Annotated in this window: 20 protein-coding genes; 12 read left to right on the forward strand and 8 right to left on the reverse strand. The window is 59.5% G+C overall.

The genetic code is table 11. The features are described from left to right. Positions 1-174 precede the first annotated feature (174 nt). The 5 genes from L6R21_25345 to L6R21_25365 form a co-directional block, all read right to left on the reverse strand. Entirely contained in the window at positions 175-693 is a 519-nt protein-coding gene (locus L6R21_25345) for a YeeE/YedE family protein (GenBank protein MCK6562538.1), read from the reverse strand. Positions 694-863: 170 nt separating this feature from the next. Further along, positions 864-1,817 carry a polysulfide reductase NrfD gene (gene nrfD / locus L6R21_25350; protein ID MCK6562539.1) on the reverse strand — a complete coding sequence of 318 codons (954 nt, stop codon included), beginning with the start codon at positions 1,815-1,817 and terminating at the stop codon, positions 864-866. Between the two features lie 92 nt (positions 1,818-1,909). Continuing rightward, positions 1,910-2,446, reverse strand: a complete 537-nt coding sequence (locus L6R21_25355; GenBank protein ID MCK6562540.1) for a 4Fe-4S dicluster domain-containing protein — start codon at positions 2,444-2,446, stop codon at positions 1,910-1,912. A 74-nt stretch (positions 2,447-2,520) separates the two neighbouring features. Then, entirely contained in the window at positions 2,521-4,761 is a 2,241-nt protein-coding gene (locus L6R21_25360) for a molybdopterin-dependent oxidoreductase (GenBank protein ID MCK6562541.1), read from the reverse strand. After that, complete coding sequence (locus L6R21_25365; protein MCK6562542.1) at positions 4,736-5,212, reverse strand: MerR family transcriptional regulator; 477 nt, start codon at positions 5,210-5,212, stop codon at positions 4,736-4,738. Before L6R21_25365 ends, L6R21_25360 begins: the two co-directional genes overlap by 26 nt. A 440-nt stretch (positions 5,213-5,652) precedes the next feature. On the opposite strand from L6R21_25365, the gene L6R21_25370 reads away from it, so the two are divergent. The 5 genes from L6R21_25370 (at position 5,653) to L6R21_25390 (ending at position 13,764) form a co-directional block, all read left to right on the forward strand. Then, positions 5,653-7,695 (forward strand): ATP-binding protein, encoded by a 2,043-nt coding sequence (locus L6R21_25370; protein MCK6562543.1) that lies wholly within the window; start codon positions 5,653-5,655, stop codon positions 7,693-7,695. 82 nt (positions 7,696-7,777) lie between these two features. Beyond that, positions 7,778-8,968, forward strand: a complete 1,191-nt coding sequence (locus L6R21_25375) for a PLP-dependent aspartate aminotransferase family protein (GenBank protein MCK6562544.1) — start codon at positions 7,778-7,780, stop codon at positions 8,966-8,968. Between the two features lie 158 nt (positions 8,969-9,126). Further along, on the forward strand, positions 9,127-10,254 hold the full coding sequence (locus L6R21_25380) for an alanine dehydrogenase (GenBank protein ID MCK6562545.1): 1,128 nt from the start codon (positions 9,127-9,129) through the stop codon (positions 10,252-10,254). 42 nt (positions 10,255-10,296) lie between these two features. After that, positions 10,297-11,580, forward strand: a complete 1,284-nt coding sequence (locus L6R21_25385; protein ID MCK6562546.1) for a 4-hydroxybutyrate CoA-transferase — start codon at positions 10,297-10,299, stop codon at positions 11,578-11,580. An 819-nt stretch (positions 11,581-12,399) separates the two neighbouring features. Beyond that, entirely contained in the window at positions 12,400-13,764 is a 1,365-nt protein-coding gene (locus L6R21_25390; GenBank protein MCK6562547.1) for a sigma-54 dependent transcriptional regulator, read from the forward strand. A gap of 186 nt (positions 13,765-13,950) precedes the next feature. On the opposite strand, the gene L6R21_25395 is transcribed toward L6R21_25390, so the two are convergent. The 3 genes from L6R21_25395 to L6R21_25405 form a co-directional block, all read right to left on the reverse strand. Continuing rightward, positions 13,951-15,111: a hypothetical protein gene (locus tag L6R21_25395; protein ID MCK6562548.1), complete on the reverse strand. Its 1,161-nt coding sequence runs from the start codon at positions 15,109-15,111 to the stop codon at positions 13,951-13,953. A gap of 143 nt (positions 15,112-15,254) precedes the next feature. Further along, entirely contained in the window at positions 15,255-16,616 is a 1,362-nt protein-coding gene (locus L6R21_25400; protein ID MCK6562549.1) for a NapC/NirT family cytochrome c, read from the reverse strand. Between the two features lie 156 nt (positions 16,617-16,772). Next, positions 16,773-17,078 carry a hypothetical protein gene (locus L6R21_25405; GenBank protein MCK6562550.1) on the reverse strand — a complete coding sequence of 102 codons (306 nt, stop codon included), beginning with the start codon at positions 17,076-17,078 and terminating at the stop codon, positions 16,773-16,775. Here L6R21_25405 and L6R21_25410 point away from each other — a divergent pair. From L6R21_25410 to L6R21_25440, 7 genes are all read left to right on the forward strand, one after another. Next, complete coding sequence (locus L6R21_25410) at positions 17,077-17,466, forward strand: hypothetical protein (GenBank protein MCK6562551.1); 390 nt, start codon at positions 17,077-17,079, stop codon at positions 17,464-17,466. The genes L6R21_25405 and L6R21_25410 overlap by 2 nt on opposite strands. A gap of 72 nt (positions 17,467-17,538) precedes the next feature. Next, on the forward strand, positions 17,539-17,946 hold the full coding sequence (locus L6R21_25415; GenBank protein ID MCK6562552.1) for a hypothetical protein: 408 nt from the start codon (positions 17,539-17,541) through the stop codon (positions 17,944-17,946). A gap of 14 nt (positions 17,947-17,960) precedes the next feature. Then, the gene (locus L6R21_25420) at positions 17,961-19,172 is read left to right on the forward strand and encodes a hypothetical protein (GenBank protein ID MCK6562553.1); all 1,212 of its coding nucleotides are present in this window, start codon (positions 17,961-17,963) and stop codon (positions 19,170-19,172) included. Positions 19,173-19,294: 122 nt separating this feature from the next. Continuing rightward, positions 19,295-19,675 (forward strand): hypothetical protein, encoded by a 381-nt coding sequence (locus L6R21_25425; protein MCK6562554.1) that lies wholly within the window; start codon positions 19,295-19,297, stop codon positions 19,673-19,675. Between the two features lie 214 nt (positions 19,676-19,889). Further along, positions 19,890-20,408, forward strand: coding sequence for a cytochrome c-type biogenesis protein CcmH (locus tag L6R21_25430; GenBank protein ID MCK6562555.1), 519 nt, complete (start codon positions 19,890-19,892; stop codon positions 20,406-20,408). Positions 20,409-20,687: 279 nt separating this feature from the next. After that, positions 20,688-22,469, forward strand: a complete 1,782-nt coding sequence (locus tag L6R21_25435) for a 2-oxoacid:acceptor oxidoreductase subunit alpha (GenBank protein MCK6562556.1) — start codon at positions 20,688-20,690, stop codon at positions 22,467-22,469. Further along, on the forward strand, positions 22,430-23,305 hold the full coding sequence (locus L6R21_25440) for a 2-oxoacid:ferredoxin oxidoreductase subunit beta (protein MCK6562557.1): 876 nt from the start codon (positions 22,430-22,432) through the stop codon (positions 23,303-23,305). The genes L6R21_25435 and L6R21_25440 overlap by 40 nt, the downstream gene beginning before the upstream one ends. Positions 23,306-23,372 lie beyond the last annotated feature (67 nt).

Here is a 23,372-nt window from a genome sequence, read left to right on the forward strand (position 1 = left end):
TGCTCGATGCTCGATGCTCGATGCTCGATGCTCGATGCTCGATGCTCGATGCTTGATACTCGATGCTTGATACTCGATGCTCGATGCTCGAATCTTCTTTCCAAATCTATCATCCAGTATCCAACATCCAGTATCCAGCATCCAGTATCCAGCATCCAGCATCCAGCATCCAGTCTATATCCACTGCTTGCGCACGAAATAGGCAATGGCGTAGGCCGCCGCGAACATTGTCATCATAAAGGCCCAACTGCCGAGCGCGAGTGTGGCGCCGCCGGTGAGGGCCTGGCCGCTGGTGCAGCCTTGCGCCAAGCGCGCGCCGAAGCCCATCAAGCCGCCGCCGAGAAAGGCGAAAGCCAGACGAAACGGCACGGTGATGTTCGGACCCTTGTCGGTTTTGAAGCGCAGGCGCTTCGCCAGCATGCCGGAGAGCAGACCGCCTACGATCACGCCGATGATTTCAAACACCAGCCAATCCTGCAGCGGATTCTGAGTGCCGCCGGCATACTGCGCCAGGTAGGGATTGTTGTCCACTGCGCTGGGACTGACCTGATCGACCGCGTAAGTGGTCACGCGCATGAGTGCGCCCGAGGCGCCCAACCCGCGGCCCATGATCACGAACGTCGCCAGCAAAACCAATCCCAGCACAACGCCGGCGACATACGGTGACCAGTATTTTGTTTCTTGTTCTTGCATCTACGGTTCTCCGACTTATCATTGCATGTGATCCAGGAAGGAACTCATTGATGACTTGATCTGTCAATAATGCAATCGCTGCAAAAACTTTGAACACGGAGATAACGGAGTATATGGAGATTGCAGAGCTGAAGGGGGTTTCTCACGAATGCCCACTCTGTTTGCTCCGTTTACTTGGGCAAGGCCAGACTCCACTGGCTCACCTGGCCGGCCTCCACGACGATGAAGCGCAGCAGCAAGCCGCCGAACAAAACCAGCAAGGCGGGAATGCGGGTGGACAGAATCCTCCCGCGCAGTTCGAGCAGCTCGATCACGACCGGCAGCAGCAGACCGAGGCCAACCACCAACACCCAGAATGCTGCGGTGTAAGGCCCGCCCAGGAAAAGCTTGGCGGCATCGATGTGCACTTGCGTGGAGGCGAGAAATCCCATGAACAAATGAATGATCAGAAACAGCTCGACGCTGATCGCGATCACATCGAGGCGGGCGAGCGTGTGTTTTTCCCTTTCATTCCGTGACAGCAGGAGATTCAGCGCCAATCCCGTTGACAGACCGGAGACCAGGAACAAAGGCCCGAGAATCGCGGAGTTCCAAAACGGCCGGGCATTGAAGGCGCTGAGCAGAATGCCGGTATACATGCCGAGCAGCGCGGCATAGACGATGAGCAGCCAGGCCACGACCCGCGCCTGTTGTTTGACGAAGAGCACCAGGCTTGCCAGCCACGGCCAGGGCCAGCGCCATTGGGGAAAGACGCGATCGATATGCGATACCGCCCACATCACACTCAACGGAAAAATCACCGCGAGCGTCCACGAACCCCAGGACATCGGCGATTCCAGGCGGATGTTGGTGTAGAAACGAAAGACGTGGCGTTTGTATTCGAGATCGAGAAACAGGGCGAACAAGCCCAGACCGAGCAGCACGGGCGCCAGCAGCGGCGTCAGGCGCACGGTGGCGGGCATCTCTTCGGCTTTGCCGCGCAAAAAGTAGAACGCGGAAAAGAACAGAATGCCGGCGACCAATCCGCCCAAAAACAGATAGACGGGAATCTCCCAGCCCCAGATCGTCAAATGCGGATCGATCAGGTGCATGTTTCTGCCGCTGGTGACGTCGAGTTCGTGCATGTGGTGCTCCGAATTTTGATATTGTTCGTAGTAGCTCCTTTGGGAGCCTGAGGTTTGTAAAGGGTGGGCGCCTAAAGGCGCTACTACAAACGTTAATTCAAATAAAAAATCTTCGGCTGCGTGCCGGCTTCGGGAATGAGCGCATGATGCGGCCGCGCCGCCAGCAGTTTGCTCACTTCACTGTTCGGATCATCGAGATCGCCGAAGTGCATACATTTCGTTGGGCACACGGCAACGCAAGCAGGCTCGAGGCCTTGCTGTACACGATGAAGGCAGAACGTGCATTTGTCGACGTAGCCTTCGGGATGCACGAAGCGCGCGTCATAGGGGCAGGAGGCAATGCACGCCTTGCAACCGGTGCATTCGTCGTGCTGCACCAGCACGATGCCGCCGTCCGCAACATAACTCGCGCCGGTGGGGCAGCAGCGCACGCACGGCGCATTCTCGCAGTGGTTGCAACGCTCGGAGCGAATCTCCATTTGCAGATTGGGAAACGCGCCACGCACTTCTTGCACAATCCAATCCCGGCAAAAGCCGTCGGGAACGTTATTCTCGGTCTTGCAGGCCACGACACAATCGGCGCAACCCACGCAGCGTTTCGTGTCAATGATCATCCCGTAGCGGGGCATTTTTATCTCCAGTGTTCAGTAATCAGTTTTCAGTAATCAGTTACCGAATACTGATTACTGCAAGCTGGTCACTGTCAACTACTCACCGATTCAAACATCACGAAGTTACCGCGCATCCCCGTGCCACCCATGATGGGGTCGATCTTCACCCGCGTGATCAAACCGGTATCGTCGGCGCCGCGCAGATAGGTGCGGCGCATGCGCTTGTCGGTGTGGCCGAAACCATGCACCAGGTAAACACAGTCATGGCGAATGCGCTCGGTCACTTTGGCTTTCACTTTGTTGCTGCGCACGCCGTCTTGATTCACCAGCACGACATATTCGCCGTTGCGGATGCCGTTCCGCTGTGCGATCGCGGGATTGACCCAAACTTCATTCTCACTCATGGTTTCGGCGAGAATGGGGTTGTTGGTGGTGCGGCCGAAGGTGTGCGTCGGCGCGCGGCCGTAGATCAGCCGGTAATAGCCCGCGGGCGGCTCTTCGTGCGGCTCATATTTCGGCACGGCCTCGAAGCCCATTTCAGCGAGTAGAGCCGAGGCCAGCTCGATTTTGCCGCTGGGGGTGTCGAAGGTGTGTTCTGCGCCTTCTGCGAGATAAAGTGGATGGCGCTGATCCTCCAGCACCAGCACGCCCTTCTTTTTCATCTCCGCCAGACTGGTGCCGAGCGGCCGCAAGCGGGACTCGAGATATTCTTCGAAATCCTGCCAGGGGAAATAGGCCTCGAGGCCGAGGTGGCGGGCCAGTTCCTTCGCCATCCACCAGGCCGGTTTGGAATCGAAGCGCGGCGCGAAGGCCGGTGCGCGCAGGGCAATGGCGGGCACGCGGCCGGGCAAGATACGCAAGTCATCATAGCGTTCGAGATAGGAGCATTCCGGCAGCACCACGTCGGCCCAGCCGGTGATCTCCGCCGGCATGAGATCGATCGCCACCAGCAAATCGAGATTCTGAATGGCTGCGATGGTCTTTTGCGGCTCCGGCAGGGTGATCATGAGATTGGTGCCGTACACGATCCACCCTTTGAAATTGCAGTTGCGCGTTGCCGAGGGGATGGTGGCTTCGCAAACGCCGTTGGCCAGGGCGAGATTTGCCATGGGATATTTGTCGGGGAAGGCATCGCGCCAGGTGCGTCTCGGTTTGGGGTAGGGCGGATGCGGATACGCCGGCACCTCGGCTTTATTGGGAAAATAGAATCCGCCGCGGCGGCCCCAACTGCCGAGCAGGGCATTGAGAATGGCGCCGGCGCGCACGCGCTGCGTGTCGTCGCCATACCAAGTTACGTGGCGGCCGGGATGCACGATGGTCGCGGGGCGATGGCGCGCCATTTCGCGTGCGGTCGCACGAATCACGCCCGGTTCGATGGTGGTGATGGGATAGGCCCATTCCGGCGTGTTGTGCTGCACCGCAGCTTTCAGCTCCTCGAATCCCACCGTGTATTTTTCCACATAGTCCTGGTCGTAGAGCTTTTCTGCGATGATGACATGAATCCACGCCAGCAGCAGCGCGGTGTCAGTGGCGGGGCGGATGGGCAGCCAATATTTCGATTTACTGGCGGCCACGGAAAAGCGCGGATCAACGGTAATCACCGTGGCGCCGTTGGCAACGGCATCGGCGAATTCCTGCACCTGGGTGTTGTGCATGTTTTCGCCCAGATGGCTGCCGATCAGTACCAGGCATTCGGTGTTTTGCAGGTCGGTGCGCTCGGGCGAACCGACTTCGTCGCCGAAGGTGAGCATGTAGGCTTCTTCGCGCGGGCCACGGCATTGGGCATAGGAGGGCGCAGCCACGTTGTCCGAGCCATAGGCGCGCAGGAGATGCTTGAAGTAGGCGCCGCCCGAACCGTGCGTGAACAGCGCGACGCACTCCGGGCCGTGCTCCGCGGCGATCTTTTTCATTTTTGCCGCGATGTAGGCGAAAGCCTCCTCCCACGAGGCCTCGCGGAAGGTTTGCTTGCCGCGCACTTCGGTGCGCAGCAGCGGCGTGCGCAGGCGATCTTCGTCAAGATAGGCGCCCAAGCCGCCGGTGCCGCGCGGGCAGAGCCGGCCGTTGCAGTTCGGATCCGCCGGATGACCGGTGATCTTCCAGGGCTGGCCGTTGACCGTGTGCACCCAGCCGGCGCATTGCCAGAAACAAACCTCGCAAACCGTGGGCGTCAGGGTCACCGGGCCGTCGGTGAAACCGGTGAGTGCCGGCGCCGCGAGCACCTCGTGCCGGTTGGCATCGACAAAGGCTTTGAGCACGCCGCCGCCCGCGGCGACTGCGCCCAAGCCCAGTCCGCTGATCTTGATGAAATCACGTCGTGAGAATGATCCTGCCATAAGACTCCTGGTTTCGCTTGGCATTCTTTTGCAGTAAAGTCTTCAGGTTTTCGCAATGTGAAGCATTCTGGTAGACCAGGCAGCTCCGGCAGTCGGCCGCTTGGCAGACCTGCGGCAGCCGGGCTTTCATCATCCAGCAGGGCTGCTTTTCTCCCAGATAAGCGGGACAGCTTTCTCTTTCCGTGGGCGAGCAGGGTTTCAAATCCCAACAAGGCATGAGCGCCAGCAAACGGCGAATGCCCGCGAGATTGAGACCTTGCTCTTTGATCAGGCGACGCAGGCAGCCCAGCCAGTGCAGATCGGAAGCCTCGAACCAGCGTTGCCCGCTCGCAGTCTTGGCGGGCAACAACAGGCCCTCGCGTTCATACATGCGAATGGTTTCAACGGCAATGTCGAGTTGCGCGGCAACCTGGCGAATTTTGAGTCTGGCTTTGTTGGTCGTGCTGGGCATGAGCTGCAAGAGTTTCCCCGGCCACGCTCCGGCCGGCGTTTATTTTCAAATCCTGTATTTTGCAGTACAGTCATTGGCAAGCTTCAGGCCAGCGGGAAGAAAGCCTTCCTGTGATTGATTAATTGGGGATTATGACGAAGCTGCATGCCTGCGGCTGCGATGGGTTTCTCATTTTCAGGAAGAAAAGGGCCGCGATTTTCTCATTTTTGCATTGCTGTGCGGATTGCTGGGCTTGCGAAAAAAACGCGTGCGAATTTGCAATTGTGGGAAAACGCTGGAGGGCGTCCGGGCGATGGCCAGTTCAAGCCTCTGTTTTTCTAACATTTGTTTTGGCCTTTTCCCATCAAAGTAGCGGCATACTTATTGATGATTGGCATTTCCGGGGTGGCTCGAACCCTGGGTTTTGAATTTCAGATTGAATTTCGACACGTGGAATGCCTTTGAAGCTTGCTCGCCACATCCAGCCGCGCTATGTGATCGCCATTACCGTGGTGATGGCTTTGCTGATGGTGTCTTCCGCGCTGGTGGAATTGCAGCAGAGCCAGCGCGAACTGGCGCACTTGATGACGGAGGAAGCCAGCTCACTTATCGAAGCCATCGCGCAAAGCGGCCGCAATACCATTCTCTCGAATCAAGAGATTGAACAATTGCTGGCGGAGCGGCTGTTGAACAACGCCCATCTGCTGGCCCGGCTGGACAGCGCGGCGGTTCTAACTTCGCAACAACTCGCCGAAATCGCGGCAGCCAACGATATTTTTCGCATCAATATTTTCGATCACAATGGCACGAAGGTGTTGAGCAGCTACCTCGAGCACGACGAGCACGCCGGCCTGCCGGCACGGCATGAACCGCAAGATTTTCTGCAGCCGGTGTTGACCGGAGAGGTGACGCAGCTCGTCATCGGTCTGAAAGCTGCGCGCATCGAAGCGGGCCAGCGTTATGCCGTGGCCGTGCAACGCCGGCGCAGCGGCGGCGGCGCCCTCGTGCTGAATTTGGATGCCGCCTATTTCCTGGAATTCCGCAAACGCATCGGCATCGGCAAACTGCTGCAGGATCTCGGCGACAACAGCGGGGTGGAGTTCATCGCGCTGCAGGATGAAGAAGGCATCATCGCCGCCAGCCGCAACGTCGCGGAGCTCAGCCAGATTGCCGGCGATGATTTCATGCTGCAGGCGCAGCGCAGCGATTCGGTGCACACCCGCATTGCCGCCTTCAACGGCAGAAAAGTGTTCGAAGTGGCCAAGCCGCTGGTGGTGCAGGGCGAGCAGCAGGGCTTGTTTCGGTTGGGATTGTCGATGGATGAAATGCTGGCGCTGGAGGCCCGCATGGCGCGCCGCCTGCTGATCCTCTCGCTGGTGTTGATCGCGATCGGCGCGGTGCTGCTCACCTTCATCCTGATCAACCAAAATCTGCAAACCGTGTCGCTGGAATATCAGCGCATCAAATCCTACACCGGCGAAATTCTGCAAAACCTGGCGGAGGCCGTGGTCACGCGCGACCGCCAGCAGGTGATTACTCTTTTCAACAAGAGCGCAGCGCAGATGCTCGAAGTGCCGGCCGAGCAGGCAGTGGGGAAGCCGTGCACGGAAGTCTTTGGCGAGCGGCACGCGGTGCTGGCCGACAGCCTGCTGCAGCCCAGCCCGGTGCGCGATCGAGAGACGCACTATGTCAGTGCGGCCGGCGGCACGCGCGCCCTGGCCATCAGCACCTCGCTGACCTATGACGAACGCGGCGAGGTGGACTCTGCCACGGCCGTGATCAAAGATTTGACCGAGCAGCGCCGGCTGGAAGAGCAGATGCACCGCCGGGAAAAATTGCTGGCCATGGGCGAGCTGGCCTCGGGCGTGGCGCATGAGATCCGCAATCCGCTCAATGCCATTTCCATGATTGCGCAACGCTTCGAAAAGGAATTCGTGCCGCAAGCCGAGGTGGCGGAATACCGCGCGCTCACCGCGGTGCTGAAATCAGAAGTGCAGCGCGTGACGCACATCATTCAACAGTTTCTGCGTTTCGCACGGCCGCCGCGCTTGAATCTGAGCCAGATTGCCCTGCCCGCTTTGCTGCAGCAGATTGCCGCGCTGTTTGCCGGCCAGGCGCGCGCCAAGGGCGTGCGCTTCGAAACGGCGCATGAACCGGATTGCGATTTGCATATCGATCGCGAACAGATGACGCAGGCGATTCTCAATCTGCTGCAAAACGCGCTGGAGGCGACACCGCCCGGCGGCCGGATCTCGTTGTCGTGCGCGCGCAGCGGGTCCAACGCGATGATCCGGGTGGAAGACAGCGGCAGCGGCATTCCGGCGGACCGGCTCGACAAGATTTTCAATTTGTATTACACCACCAAGCCGCACGGCACCGGCATGGGGCTGGCGATCACCCAGCAAATCGTGCAGCAACATCAGGGCACGATTCAAGTGCACAGCCAGGTGGGCAGCGGCACGGAATTCCTCATTACCATACCCGCGGAGCGCAACGGGCAGTAGCAGGCAGCCGCACGGCGCCGGCTCCTCGTGGAGAGAAAACGCCACCAGGCGCATGACGAACGATTCAACTCGGGATGCACTCATGAAAGCGAAGGCAGCGCACCGGGCAACCAAAGCGATTCATGCCGGCGGTTTGCACAAAGAAGTGTTCGGCGAAGTATCCGTGCCGATCTTCCAATGCTCGACCTTTGCCTTTCCCAGCGCTGAAGAAGGCGCGGCGCGCTTCGCCGGCGAGCATGCCGGCTATATCTACACCCGCATGGGCAATCCCACCGTTCAGGCATTGGAGGAATGCATTGCGGCGCTGGAGAATGGCTATGCCGGCATGGCCACCGCCTCCGGCATGGCGGCCATCACCACGGTTTACCTGGCGCTGCTCGGCCAGGGCGCGCATGTCGTCGGCACGGATTCCGTCTATGGTCCGACCCGCATGGTTTTGGAGAAAGAATTCGCACGCTTTGGCGTAACCGCCACATTCGTCGACACCTCGAATTTGGAGAATCTGCAACGCGCCCTGCGCGCCAACACGCGCTTGGTGTTTGTCGAGACGCCGGCGAATCCGACCATGACGGTGACGGACATACGCGCCGCCGCGGAAATCGCGCACCGCCACGATGCCATCCTGGTGGTGGACAACACTTTCGCCAGTCCCTATCTGCAGCGTCCGTTGGAATTGGGCGCCGACGTGGTGGTGCACAGCATGACAAAGTCGATCAATGGGCACAGTGACGTCGTCGCCGGCATGATTATCACGAAGAATGAAAACCTGTACCGGCGCATCAAGCCGGTATTGAATCTGTTCGGCGGTACGATGGATCCGCATCAAGCCTGGCTGGTGCTGCGCGGCGTGCGCACCATGCCCCTGCGCGTGGAGCGCAGCCAGGAAAACGCCCGCAAGCTGGCGGACTTCCTGCAGCAGCATCCCAACGTCACGTGGGTGCACTATCCCGGTTTGCCGGATCATCCGCAGCACGCCGTTGCCAGAAGGCAAATGGACGGGTTCGGCAGCATGATCTGCTTCGGCGTCAAAAACGGGCTGGCGGGCGGAAAGATGGTGATGGACAGCGTGCGCTTGTTTACTCTCGCCGTTTCGCTCGGCGGGGTGGAATCGTTGATCGAGCATCCGGCTTCCATGACGCACGCCAGTGTGCCGCGGCAGGAGCGGGAACAAGCCGGGATCGGAGATGAACTGGTGCGCCTGGCGGTGGGATGTGAAAATTTCGATGACCTGCGTGAGGATCTGGATCAGGCTTTGAACAAGATCCCTGCCTGATTGCCGGGCAGGCGTGGCCAGGGCGAGGGCAACCGGGAACCAGCCCGCCGCATATGGGGTTTGCGGCCGACCGGGTGGCGGCCGGAATGCGTTGTTCCGGCGCGCACCTCAACGCACCGGTGCATGCAGCAATCAATCATCCATGAAAGGAGAGAAGAATGAACATCGGGATTCCCAAAGAAACGTCGATCGAGGAGCGCCGCGTGGGCCTGACGCCCGTTGGCGTGTTTGCTTTGGTGAATGAAGGCCACGTGGTTTACGTCGAGAAAGACGCGGGCAAAACCTGCGGCTTTACCGATCAGGAATTCCAGCAGGTCGGCGCGCAGATCGCTTTTTCGGGAGAGGAGGTTTTCCGGCGCGCGCAGTTCATCGTCAAGGTGCAGCCTCCCACCGACGAAGAATGCCAGTACCTCGAGCCCGGCAAGATCGTTTTTTCCTTGCTCGGCATCGGCATCACGCGCGCTTCCGTGCTCAAAGCACTGTTGCAGAAAAAAGTGACTGCCATCGGCTACGAGTTCATTGAGCAGGCCGATGGCAATCTGCCGGTGCTCACCGCCATGAGCGAAATTGCCGGCAATTTGCTGCCGCAAATTGCGGGTCGCCTGCTGGAAAGCGAGTATGGCGGCCGCGGCATTACGCTCGCCGGCGTCTCGGGCGTGACCCCGGCGAACGTCGTCATCCTGGGCGCTGGCGTGGTCGGTTTCAACGCGGCCCGCGCCTTTTCCGCGCTCGGCGCACAAGTCTTGGTGATGGATAAGAACCTCGACAAGTTGCGCCATGCCGATCTCCTGCTCGACAAGCGTGTGTCAACCACCGTGATCACGCCCCTGCTGGTGGAGCGCTGGTCGCGCCTTGCCGATGTCCTGATCGGCGCCGTGCTGATTCCCGGGCAGCGGCCGCCCGGTTTGGTAACGGAGCAGATGGTGAAGAACATGAAGCCGGGCTCGATCGTCATCGATGTCTCGATCGATCAGGGCGGTTGTGTGGCGACCAGCCGGCCCACCACTCTTTCTTCGCCGACTTTTGTACAGCACGGTGTCATCCACTACTGTGTGCCCAATATTCCGGCCTCTGTCGCGCGCACGGCTTCCCATGCCCTGAACAATTCCGTGTTGCCCTGGGTGCTGGAGGTTGCCAATGACGGCCTGGAAGCCACGCTGCGCGGTCTGTTGCCGCTGCGCCGCGGCGTTTATCTTCACAACGGCCGCAGCACACAAGTGGGTGTCTCGGAAAAGACGAAAAGCGAGTATTCCGATATAGATGCGTTGCTGACCTCTGTGAGCTGACCACTGGTTCAATTGAAAGGAGAACGTTTTACAATGAAATGGATGGAAGACTATCGCAGCAAGCTTGCCACTGCCGAGCAGGCTGTTGCTGTCATAAAAAGTGGCGACAAGATCTTCACCTCGGGCAATGCCGCGGCGCCGTATTTTCTGGTTCAGGCGCTCGCCCGGCGCAAGAATGAGTTGCAAAATGTGGACGTGTTCACGCTGCTGATGCTGGGAGAAGATCCCTTGAGCCGGCCGGAGATGATCGGGCATTTCCGGCGCAAATCCCTGTTTGTCGGGCCCGCGGACCGCGAGGCCGTCAATGAAGGCCGCGCCGACTATTATCCCATCTTCCTTTATCAAATCCCCAATTTGTTCCGCCAACATGTGCAGTTGGACGTCGCCATCATCCACACCTCTCTGCCGGATGAGCACGGTTTCGTCTCGCTGGGCGTGGAAGCCATCGCCACCAAAGCCGCGGCCGAATCGGCCAAAATGGTGATCGCGCAGGTGAATGAGAACATGCCGCGCGTGCTGGGCGACTGCTTCCTGCACGTTTCCCGCCTCAGCAAAATCGTCGAAGTCTCCGAGCCGCTGCCCACGCTCAAGCCCAAACCCTTCACCGAAGTCGAAATGCAGATTGCGCACCACATCACCACCCTAATCGATGATCGTGCCACGCTGCAGCTCGGCATCGGCGGCATTCCGGACGCGGTGCTGTCGCTGTTGAAAGGCAAGAAGGATCTCGGCATCCACACCGAAATGGTGTCTGATGGCGTCATGCAAGCCATCGAAGACGGCATTGTGACCAATGCCTACAAAAGCCTGCATCCCGGCAAAGTCATCGCCACCTTTTTGTTGGGGAGCGAGCGGCTGTATGCCTACAGCCACAACAATCCGCTGTTTGAGCTGCATCAAGTGGATTACACCAACGATCCGTTCGTCGTGGCGCGCAATGACAACATGATTTCGATCAACTCCGCGCTGGAAGTGGATCTTACCGGCCAGGTGTGCTCGGACAGCATTGGCTACACCATCTATTCCGGTTTTGGCGGCCAGGTCGATTTCACCCGCGGCGCCGCGCGCGCCAAAGGCGGCAGGCCCATCATCGCCCTGTCGTCGACCGCCAAGAACGGGCAGATCTCCCGCATCGTGCCGCATCTCAAGGAAGGCGCCGGCGTGGTGACCAGCCGCGGCGACGTGCACTATGTTGTCACCGAGCACGGCATTGCCTACCTGCACGGCAGAAGCATCCGCGAGCGCGTGCGCGCAATGATCGACATTGCGCACCCGAAGTACCGCGAGGAGCTGGAGAGCTTTGCCAAGCTGCGCAAGTATATCTAATCCTTCCTGACGCCGCGCAGTCTGCCAGACTGCCAACAAGCCAGGAACCGGGCCGGAACAGAACTTCGCGATCGCGCTGGTTTTTCCGCGTCTTCCCGTCGCGCAGGCTGCCAGACTGCCAACGAACCAGGAACCAAGCCGGAACAGAACTTCGCGATCCCGCCAGTTTTGCGAGCGTAAGACTCTACGCCAGGTTTTTGGACAAGCTGAGTTCTGATGCCCTCGGGCGGCATTGGCACGAGCTTTAGTCAAAACCATTACGGGCAGAACCATTGTCAATGTCGTCCCGCAAGGATCTTGTGAAGATTTTGGCCCACTGCCGTGTCATTCACCTCAAAAGCTCACCGCCGAGACGCTGAGAACGCAGAGAAAGGCTTTTTCGATGTCACAACTCTGCGCTCTCCGAGTCGCCGAGGATCAAATGTTTGCCTTGTGGTTAACACGACAACGTTAGGTCGAATTCTCTTGCGCAGACAAATAGCCCCATGGAGCGAAATGTAGCAGCGCAGGGCAACGCCCTGGCAAAGCCGTCATCAGGAGAAATCATCAAGCCCCCCGGGGCGTCAGAGAACTACGTCAGGAATACCGCCCCTTGCTTGCTACGATAGATTTCATTGGTTCCCAGGGCGCTGCCCGTGGGCTATGACATGCGACCCCGTCGGGGTCAAGCTGGCCTTCCATAGCGAGGAGAGTGTATGCTCAACGCTGTGGTTGGAATCTTTCAGGATTTTGTTCGGACATTGAGCGCCTTATGGTGTACCGCTCGGTCGCGAAGGCGGCCCGCTTGAACGCAATCACTTTCTCTGTACGCAGAGTCTAATGAACTACGATACCATTCTCGTTGTCGATGATGAAGCCGGGCAGCGCCAGGTGCTGGCCGGCTATCTCCGCAAAAAGCGTCACGTCGTGTTTGAAGCCGGCTCCGCTGCCGAGGCGCTGGCGCGGCTGCCGCGGGAGACCATCGACATCGTGCTCACCGATCTCAAGATGCCGGACAAATCCGGGCTGGAACTGCTCAAGGACATGCGCGCACAGCATCCCGAAACCATGGTGGTGATCATGACCGCGTTCGGCACCATCGAGGGCGCGGTCGCCGCCATGCGCGAGGGCGCCTACGACTATCTCACCAAACCGGTCGACCTCGATGAGCTTGACCTGTTGCTGCAACGCCTGCGCGAGCGGCGGCAACTGATTTCGGAAAACCGCTTGCTCAAGCAGCAACTGGCGGAAAAGTTCCAATTCACCGGCATCGTTTCCCAATCCGCGGCCATGGCAGAAGTGCTGAATCTTGCCGGCCGGGTGGCTGACAGCAAGGCCACGGTGCTGCTGCGCGGCGAGAGCGGCACGGGCAAAGAGCTGATCGCCCGGGCGATTCATTTCAGCAGCGGACGCAAAGACCAGCCCTTCATCGCGGTGAATGGCGCGGCGCTGAATGAGAATCTGCTGGAAAGCGAATTGTTCGGCCACGAGCGCGGCGCTTTCACCGGCGCGGACAAACAGCGGCGCGGCCGCTTCGAGCTGGCGGACCGCGGCACGCTGTTTCTGGACGAGATCGGCGACGTGCCCCTGGCAACGCAAGTCAAGTTGCTGCGCGTGTTGCAGGAAGAGCAGTTCGAGCGCGTGGGCGGCTCCGAGACGCTGCAAGTCGATGTGCGGGTGATTGCCGCGACCAACCGGGATTTGCATGAGCGCATCAAGCAAGGCCTGTTTCGCGAGGATTTGTTTTACCGGTTGAATGTGGTCACCATCGACATTCCACCGCTGCGGCAACGGCGCGACGACCTCGCGCCGGCGATCGAGCATTTTCTGGCGAAAGCTGGGGCCGAGAACAAGAAACAAAAAATGTCCATCTCCAAGGAGGCGATGGACATTCTGCTGCGCTATGATTATCCCGGCAACATGCGCGAGCTGCAAAACCTGATCGCGCGCGCCGTGGTGCTGGCACGCGAGGAGATGATCACGACCGCGGAGCTGCCGCTCATGCTGCGCCAACTGCGCAGCGAACAACCAACCGCCGCGCTCCGGCCTGCGGCAACGCTGCCGGACCGGGTGGAAGCGCTGGAAAAGGAAGCGATCCTGGACGCGCTGCAACAGACCCAGGGCAATCAATCGCAGGCCGCGAAAATGCTCGGTCTTTCCGAGCGCAACCTGCGCTATCGTCTGCAGAAGTGGGGGATGAAGTAGGCGTGCCGGGCGAAGCAAGCGGAAAAAACAGAGAACTCGCCCGGTGCTTGCCGTTGCCGGGTGTTCTCTGTTTTTTCCATCAATCCGCGGCACGCGACTGCGATTGCGGTCTGCGGGTGCCGGGTCAGCGGCGGTGAACGACGGCGCCCTGCCCGGCGAGTTGACCCTTCCGGATCCTGCCAACCTTCAGAAGCCCGTAACGAACCCCACCGTCAGGCGATGGCGCTCATACTCGATATCGTAGGTGTATTCCGTCATCAACTTGAGGTTGCGCGCGATCAAGTAGGAGAAATTGCCGGTCGCGGTGTGGTACTTGAGTTCATCCAGATCGGAATCGACCCGGTTGTAGAGCAGCAGGAAGTACCAATCGCTCTTGTCGAGCTTGGGCGCGTACATCAACTGCGCGAACCCTCCTTGCGTTTTCAGACGTTTGGCGCCGGTGCTGAGAAAGAAGGGATTCTTGTCGCTGCGATACAGATACTGCCCCGCCAGTTCGAATTTTCCCGCCTCCAGCCGGGCGTCTGCCCCGGCCATGTAAAAGTCATTAAGGTTGCCGAATTCCCTCTCCTTGCCGAGATAACCGAAGCCGCCCAGGTGAATAGTCGAATCCACCGGCTGCGCCAGCCGCAGGAAGAAGTTCTTGTAAGGATCACTGTCGAAGGTCGGCTCCGCTTCGCCGATGCCGTTGCCGTTGAGCACCGAGAGCACGAGGTCGGTTGCAGTCGGCAAGGCATAGCCGATCGTGATGCCGCGATCATACGTCATGTCCGCCTTGCTGAACCCGGGCCGGGCTTTGAAAATGACATAGTCTTCGAACGTTGGGCGGGCTTCGCGTTTGAACAAGGGATCCGACACTTGATATTGCCCGACGGTGAGGTCCACGCCCGTTTTGGCGACATTGGTGAAATACAGCAGCGCATCTTCGATCCCGGCGACTTTGCCGCGTTCGTTGAACAGAAAATAAAAATAGTAGGAGACGTCTTTCGTGATCAAGCCGCCGGACAGGATCTTCAAAATGACCGGAGTGGCAAAATCTTGCTCGGGCGTGCGTTCGGTTTGATAACTGGCGGAGGCATCCAAACGCAAGGCCAGCGGCAGCTCGCGCATGAGCAGCAGCTTGTCGTCGCCGGTCTCGCGCGTGAAGCGCGGCGGCTCCTTGTCCGGCAGGCGAAAGCCGTTGGCGGCGAACTCCTCGCCGTAGGGCTTGAGTTTTGGAATCGGAGAATGGCAGACGTTGCACGACATGTCATATTTGCGTGCAAAGGCGGGAATGGTAGCGTGGCTCGGCTCGCCGAGTACGGCAATCGCAAGACCGGCGAGCACCAAGGCGATCATGGGCTTTCTCATTTGCTCTCTCCTCAAAATGGTTTGACAATTCATCACCACCGGCATGTCGCACACCGCGAAGCCGCCAAGAACGCCAGGCAGGAAAGACCCTTCGCGCCCTTTGGGCCTTCGCGGTGCTATGATGTGCCGCTGATCATTCCCGCTCAGGGCAATACAGTGATCGTCGTGGCGTGATCATTGACCGCCACGATCTCAGCCTCTTCCATGGGCACGCCCAGGAATTCCGCCACCGGCGTGGGCAATTTTTGATAGTTCAACACGGCCTTGATCACCATCTTTCCCGGCGCGGCATTGGCGGGAACGGTCCAGGTGAACGTCTCCAGCTTGGTTTCACGCGGTCCGATGCGATAGTCGGGTCCCTGCGCCGCCGTGTTCCACTGTTGGATCGTCATCCGGCCTTGCGGATCGAAATAGGGCAGTCGGAAGATGCGGTCGCCGACCGGTACGCCGTCCCGCTGAATGCCGGCGAAATTCGGATCATTGAGTGCGATGCCCATGTCTTGATAGGCCAGGGTATTGGCGGCAATGGTGTATTCCTCGCCCGCGAAGCCTTTCTTGTCCACCGGCAGGTGATAAACATTGCCCTCGGCATCCGTGGCTTCCACGTGCAGCCACACCAGCCGTTCTTCGGACGAGCCGGAGGGGAATTTGTGGCCGGTTTTCTGATTGAACAGCGCCACGGTGATTTTCATGCGCTCGCCCGGCTCCAATTCGCGTACATCGGGATGCACCCGCAGCTCGACGGTGCCGCGTACTTTGCCGGGATCATGCGCGCCGTGAAAGAGATGCTGCGCCACATTCGGCAGCGCCGGGCCCATGGAGGCGTTGTGGCCGGGCGCGTAGGTCATGTGGCAATCCTGGCAGCGCACGCCCTGTTTGGCATAAGGCCCCTCTTTCCATTCCAGGTGCGTGGACTTCACCCAAACGTCATACGGAGATTTCTCATTGTGGCAGGTGCCGCAGAATTCCGCGGTCTTGAGAAACTCTGAAACACGCGTCTCGTGGGCGGGCGAGACGGCGCCCGGCCGCGGCCCATATTTCACGCGCCCGGGTTCGGAGATGAAGTTGAAGTTGTACGGCGTGTCGCCCTCGAAGCCGGTCATCGTGTGGCACACATCGCAGGATACCGATTCATTGGCGCGGCTGTTCATCTCGGGCTTGGGCGGCGGCACATCACCGGCGTGAAAGGCAATGGGGCTGTGGCAGCCGTTGCAGCCGGCTTTGACACCCGCGACTTTCTGATCCTTCTCGGCGTGCGGTACGGCGAGCTTGAAGTATTCGATTTCGTCCCAATGATGCGTGTACGCCTGTGACATCATTGACTGCGTCCACTGCTGGTAGAAATCGACGTGGCACGAGCTGCCGCAGACCTGCGGCTTTTCGTAGTCCGCGTATTTCCTCGTGCCCAATGCTGCGTCACCGGCCTTCTTCTCCTGCGCGATCGCAGAGGACAAAATCAAAGCCGGTGCAACGGCCAGAACGGTCAACCTCCTCAAGTCAATCATAGAGCAGCCCTCACGGAAATTGATTAGAGCCTTTTGGCTAGCATGCGCCAAATTCAACGCGCAGATTCAATAAAGTTATCTCAAAGCGTGTGCCACGTGCGGAGCGGAAAGCCTGCGATAGGCGCTGCGCAACTACCAGCTTAAGCCCTTGAAATTTCAACTCGGCCAACGGCAGCGCAGACTCCGGTAACCGCAGCCGCGCAAACCGAATTTCGCAAAATCGAGATTTCGACAAAGCTGCCGAGCAGATACGACAATTCTGTCGAAGGCCATGATCATCGCAAACTGTGCCGGAAGCCATGCCGGTTGCTGCGCAGGCAGCGAGGGCTTGATTTCATTGCCCGAAACTGAGGCCGCACGCAGGCGAGGAAGCTTTGGCACGCAGCTTGAAGGGACCCGGGCTGAAAGCGAAGACGTCTTCATCTTGAAATCATCAAACTTCATTACCCAGGAGATCACCATGAAACGCATTCTCTCTTTGGCAGCGGCGCTGGCGCTCGGCGTGCTGCTTGGCCTGTTGACCACGGACGCGCAAGCGCAGGGTCGCGGCCAGGAATTCGGCAAGGGCGTTGGCTTGCACCAATACGGCCCGTTCGATGAAGACGGTGACGGTATTCCCAATGGCCTTGACCCGGATTATGTCAAGCCGAAGGACGGCAGTGGCAATCAATTCGGCAAGGGCAAGATGCGTGACGGCAAACGCCCGGGCTTCGGCCCCGGTGACGGCACCGGCAATCAGGGCATCGGGCCGCGTGACGGGTCGGGTTATGGCCCGGGCAGCGGCAATGGCACCGGTGAGTGCGACGGCACCGGACCGAAAGGGAAGTTGGTACGCCGCGGCCGCCGTTAGTGAAGCAAGTGAAAATCGCCGGAGCCGGCCTCGTGCCGGCTCCGGAGGTTTTCGTTTGGGCGAGGTGGGTTTATGAAAGCAATTCTCAAAATTTGGCCGGCCATTCTGCTGTTGAGCACAGCGGCATGGTCGCAAGCTTCCCCTGATTCAACAGCAGAGAAAACGCGGCTGCTGGCGGATACGGCGGCAGTGCGATTGAGTGGAAACGCCGCCGGCGACTCGGCGGCCGCTGATTCTGCGCGGCATGGCCCCGGCCTCTCCGGCTATGGAAAAGGGAAGGGCAGCCAGACCGTGGCTGACAGCCTGCAGGCGAAGGGCCGCAAAAAAGTAACGGACAAATTCATCGACGCGGATGGCGACGGCATTTGCGATGGCCGCGAAGCCGGTCTGGGCTTTCAGCATGGCAAAGGCGGCGGCATCAACGCGGGTGGCGACAAGGGCGGGCACGGCAGACAGCGACAAGGACGAGGCCGAAAATGAGATTTTTGTTCAGAATGCCAAGACACAGTGAGCACCCCAACGCCGGGCAGTCTCGGCGGAAACTGCAGTGCGTGTTCGGCGGCGGCGCGCTCTCCCCGGGAGGGTTCACCATTGCCCTCATGCTGGCGCTGTCGTTTGCCCAAGCCGCGGCACAGTTTCGTTTCGGCGCGCAGATGCTGACGATGTATGATGACAACGTGAACAACAATCATCTGGGCAGTTCCGATCAAATCTCACAATTCACCCTGCAGGCCGCGCATGATTGGGAGGGTGAAACCATCAGCACGCAGGGGTTCTACGCGGGTTCGCTCAACTATTTCGACAACCACAACGAGAGGACCTTCCATTATCACTCCGTGGGACTGGTGCATTCGCGTTTGTTGGGCCAGGGCGCAACCGCCACGCTGAACGCCGGCGCGACCTACAGCCTGCGCCGCAATCGCACAGCCTATGCCTTCTATGATCACCAGCAGCTTGCAATCTACGCCAACCTCAAACAGCATCTCTCCAACGATTGCCTTGGGCGTTTGAGCTACAGTTTGCGTTACTTCAAGTTTGCGGAGTTGCCGGAATTCAACTATGTCGAGCATTACGCCTTTGCCCAGTTGACTGCGACGTTGGCGACGAAAACCACCGTCATTCTGGAAGCGGATCTTGGTTCGAAGATCTACACTGCGACCAGTCTGGAGGCACTGGCTTTCGGTCATGGGCGTCACAGCCGTGGGAATGGCCACGCAACGGAAGCCCAGCCGCAGGCGACGCAATTCATCGGCATTGCGCGCGTGGGCCAGAACCTGGCTGCCGGCACCGGTTTGAGTGTGACCGGACAATACCAATGCAACCTGCAGAAAGAGAGCCGCTATCTTTCTTATGAAGACGGTGTGATCTCCGATGATGAGCTGTTTGACGATCACTACGGCTACCAGGGTCCGCAAGTGAGCGTTCTGCTGACCCAATTGCTGCCGGCAGAAATGGTTCTCAAAATCTCTGGCGGCGTGCAGGAGAAGGGCTATGCCGCACGCCCGGCCTATGATCTCGAGGGGAATCAAACAGCAACCGAGCGGAATGACAGCCGGCAGGTCTTTGGGCTGCAATTGGAAAAAACTTTCAGCCGGCCGGGCTTCACTTTGGGGCTGAGGTATGACCGCATCCGCAACGCCTCCAATGACTTGTTTTACGACTACACCAACAACGCTGTGACCGCACAGTTGGCGCTGCAGCGGTAGCGGCGGGCCGGCGCTGGTGGCTGAGCATTGGGGTCGCCGCTGCCGCTTGCCCTGGCCGTCGAACGCATTTCTATTTTCTGCAAAGAGCGCTGGGAGAATGAACCAGCACAAGCAGAAGGATCATGACTCCAAAAACCATGAAACGCTTGGCCGGAACCGCCGGTGTGGCTGTTGGCCTGGCTTCTGTGATCGCGGGCGCGCGCGTGCTGCTGGGATTTTCGCAACCGGCTTACACCGTGATCCCCTTGCTGGTGCTCTATAACGTCGTGATGGGAGCCGTTGCTCTGTTGGCCGGCGCAGGCTTGTGGGGCAATCGCGCGTGGGCACCGAAGCTGGCCGGCGTCATTGCCCTTTGCCACCTCGCCGTACTTGGCCTGCTCCTGCTGGCGAAATTCATGGGCGAGTCCATTGCCGCTGAAAGTGTGGGCGCAATGACTTTTCGGTCGGCGGCCTGGAGCGCCATCGCGCTGCTGGCCAGAAGGGCGGAACAAAGACCAACTTGAAACAAAACGGCCTCCGTTTCAGCACGCGATCGACCCTGAAAATGCCCTCCGTGGTTTCCGAAATCTGAGAAATCATCATGGCATTTTTTCTACTTTTAGTTAATGTGACCCTCCAACCGCACCTTTCCCCGCAAGAATAATAATGGGTTGTGTCAATCGCGCAGGCGGCACGCGGCTTGCCTTTGGGAAAGCGCGTAACCATTTCGGAGTACCTATGTTGAACAAAATGAGTCGGGCATACTTGACCGCTGCGTTTTTGGGAATGCTGGCCTCGACAACCTGGGCGCAACCTACGACCATGGCGAGTCAGCCGCCCAGCCCGGGTGATTCCCTGCGCGTGGTAGCAGACCAGGAAATCAAGCAGATTGCGGGCAAACTCATGGCGCCGTGCTGCTGGTCGCAAACCGCGGATGTGCATCAATCCGAAGCCGCCGATCAAATCCAGGCGCAAATTCGCACGGCTTTGCAGCAGGGCCACACGGAAAAGGAGATTATCGCGGGATTCGTGGCGACTTACGGCGAGCGCATTCTGGCAACACCCGAAGCCTCCGGCTTCAATTTGATGGTTTGGATTCTGCCGATTCTTGCTCTGCCGGTGGGCGGCTGGATTCTCTGGCGCTATTTGCGCCGCGTGCGACCGGTCGCGGCGACAGCACCGGCAGCCAAGCCGACTCCGGCCGACAACAGCTACGAAGCGAGATTCGAGCGCGAGTTTGCGGAGTCTGACCGCTGAACCGCGCGCAGCTCAGCCCTTTTGGCCTGCGGCCTTTCTTTAGAATTCTTGAGAATTCCTGCCGATCCTTTTCTCATTTTTGGAAAAATTCTTCGGGTGGGGGGAAAACCCCGCATTCTAAGTCATTGAAAAACTGACCATTCTTGCCGGCCGCCGCGCTGTCGGCAGGATGGTATGGTTGTTGTCAAACCTATTTGATATGCTGCCCGCCTCCGGCTGGTATGGCGGAACGGCAAACCGCGAGGAACGAAAACAATCAACCGATGGAGGTATAACGGAATGCACGAAGAAGACTTGACACTGGCACTCGTCGGCAGCGGCGGTGAAGGTGTCGTGAGCGCCGGCGAGATCCTCATTCATGCCACGGCGCAAGACGGCTTGTACAGCATGATGGTCAAGAGTTACGGCCCGCAAATCCGTGGCGGTGAGAGCCTGGCGCAAATTCGCCTGAAGAAAACGCCGGTGCTCTCGCAGGGTGATGCGCTCGACGCGATGGTGGTGTTGAGCTGGAGCAATTTCCATCGTTTTGCCGGCGAGGTGAGGCTCAAGGAACGCGCGGTGATCCTGCACGACAGCGAAGATGCGCCGCCCGCCACCCTCAAAGTGCCGGCCAAAGCGCGCTTCGTGGCCGTGCCCTTCACGGCTTCCGCCAAGCAAATCACCGGCGTGACCCAGGCGAAGAACATCGTCGCGTTGGGATTTCTTGCCGGCTGGTTCGATTTGCCGCAGCATGGCTTCGCGGAGTCGATTCGCGAGCGTTTTGCCAAGAAAAGTGAAGCCGTGCAGCAGAGCAACCTGGCGGCTTTTCAGGCCGGCGTGGCGCTGGCCCAGGCGGAATCGACGCGGCCGCGCTATGACTGGGCCGTGACCAACCACGAAGCCAAGCTCGTGCTCACCGGCAATGAAGCGGTTGCCATCGGTTCCCTGTTTGCCGGCGTCAAGTTTTTCGCCGGCTATCCCATCACGCCGGCCAGCGAGATCATGGAATGGATGGCGCGCGAGCTGCCGCGCTTTGATCGAGTTTTCATTCAAACCGAAGACGAGATTGCCGCGGTTACCATGGCGATCGGCGCCTCCTTTGCGGGCGCCAAAGCCATGACCGCCACTTCCGGTCCCGGCCTCTCATTGATGACTGAAGCCGTCGGTTTGGCGGCGATGGCGGAGTTGCCGCTGGTGGTGGTGGACGTGCAGCGCGCCGGCCCGAGTACCGGCATTCCCACCAAAACCACGCAAGCGGATTTGTACCACGCGGTTTTCGGCGGACATGGTAATCTGCCGCGCGTGGTGCTGGCGCCCACCGATGCCGCGGACGCCATTGCCGTGGCAGTGCACGCCTTCTATCTCGCCGAGAAATATCAACTGCCCGTGCTGTTGCTCACCGATCAATTCCTGGGCCAGCGCCTGGAAGTCATTCCCCAGGTCGATTTCGCAGCGCTCAAGCCGCAGGTCATCACGCGTACGGCACCGACGGAAGAAGACTTGCAGCGATATCATCGTTTCAAATTGACGGAATCGGGCGTGTCGCCGATTTCCGCGCCCGGCATCAAGAACGGCATGTACACCGCCGCCGGCATCGAGCATGATGAAACCGGCCGTCCCACTTCCAACGCCGAGTTGGACGAGAAGATGACGCGCAAACGCGCGCAGAAGATCGAAACCATCCGGCAGCACGAGTCCGGCATGTTGTGGCGCTGCGGCGATCATGATCCGGAAATCGGCATTCTGGCGTGGGGCTCGACCAAAGGCGCAGTGCAGGAAGTGGTGGCGCGGCTGCAGCAGGAGGGCCGCAAGGTTGCCGCGCTGGTTTTGCGACAACTGTCGCCCTTGCCGTTGGCGCAACTGCAAAACTTCATGGATCCGCTGGAGGGTTTGCTGATCGTGGAAATGGCGGACGGCCAGTTCCACAGCTATTTGAAGAGTCAACTCACGCTGCCGCACAGCACGCGCGTTTACAAGCGTCTGGGTGCGGCGTTATTCACGGTGCAGGAAATTTTGGATGCCATAAAAGAGGTCGATGCCCTATGGGAAACCACACTGCAACAGACTATCGCAGCGATGTAAAGCCGGTCTGGTGTCCGGGATGCGGCGATTTCGGTGTATTGAACGCGGTCTATCAAGCGTTGGCGCGGCTGCAACTGCCGTTTGAGGAAGTGGCGGTGGTCTCCGGCATCGGCTGTTCCAGCCGGCTGCCGGGATACGTCAAGACCTACGGCTTCAACAGCATTCACGGTCGCGCGCTGCCGGTGGCGCAGGGCGTCAAGCTGGCGCGGCCCGAAACCACGGTGATCGCGGTGGCGGGCGACGGCGACGGCCTCAGCATCGGCGGCGGGCATTTGCCGCACATCGCGCGGCGCAACGTCGACCTCACCTACATCATGATGGACAACGGCATCTACGGCATGACCAAGGGGCAATCCTCGCCGACTACCGGCGGCGATCAGGAAACCAAATCCATGCCCTACGGCATCATCGAAGAGGCGGTCAATCCCATCAAGCTGGCGTTGAGTTACGACGCCACGTTCATTGCCCGCGGCTTCTCCGCGAATGTCAAGCAATGCATCGATCTCATCGTGCGCGGCATCCAGCATCCGGGCTTTGCGTTCGTGCAGTTGCTCAGCCCGTGCGTCACCTTCGTCGGCCGGGATCAATTCGACATCATTCGCGAGTTGGCGGTCGACCTGCCTGAGGATTATGATGCCGGCTCGCTCGATCAGGCCTGGCAGGTGAGCAATGAGCTGGGCAAGATTTCCCTGGGGGTGATTTATCAAAAGCAGTCCCCGACGTATGAGCAGCGCCTGCAGAATCTGGCGCAGCGCGCCCAGGAGGGCAGCCGTGCCGACTTTGCAGATTTGCTGCGGCAATATCATGTTTCCGAGCCGGAGCCGGCGCAGGATTGAGCGCCCGGTCTTCTCCGGATTTCCGGCCGCCGTGCCGGCGTTATCCTATCTACGCGATGAATTATCC

It is taken from the genome of bacterium, from assembly GCA_023150945.1.
Lineage (GTDB): Bacteria > Zhuqueibacterota > Zhuqueibacteria > Zhuqueibacterales > Zhuqueibacteraceae > Coneutiohabitans.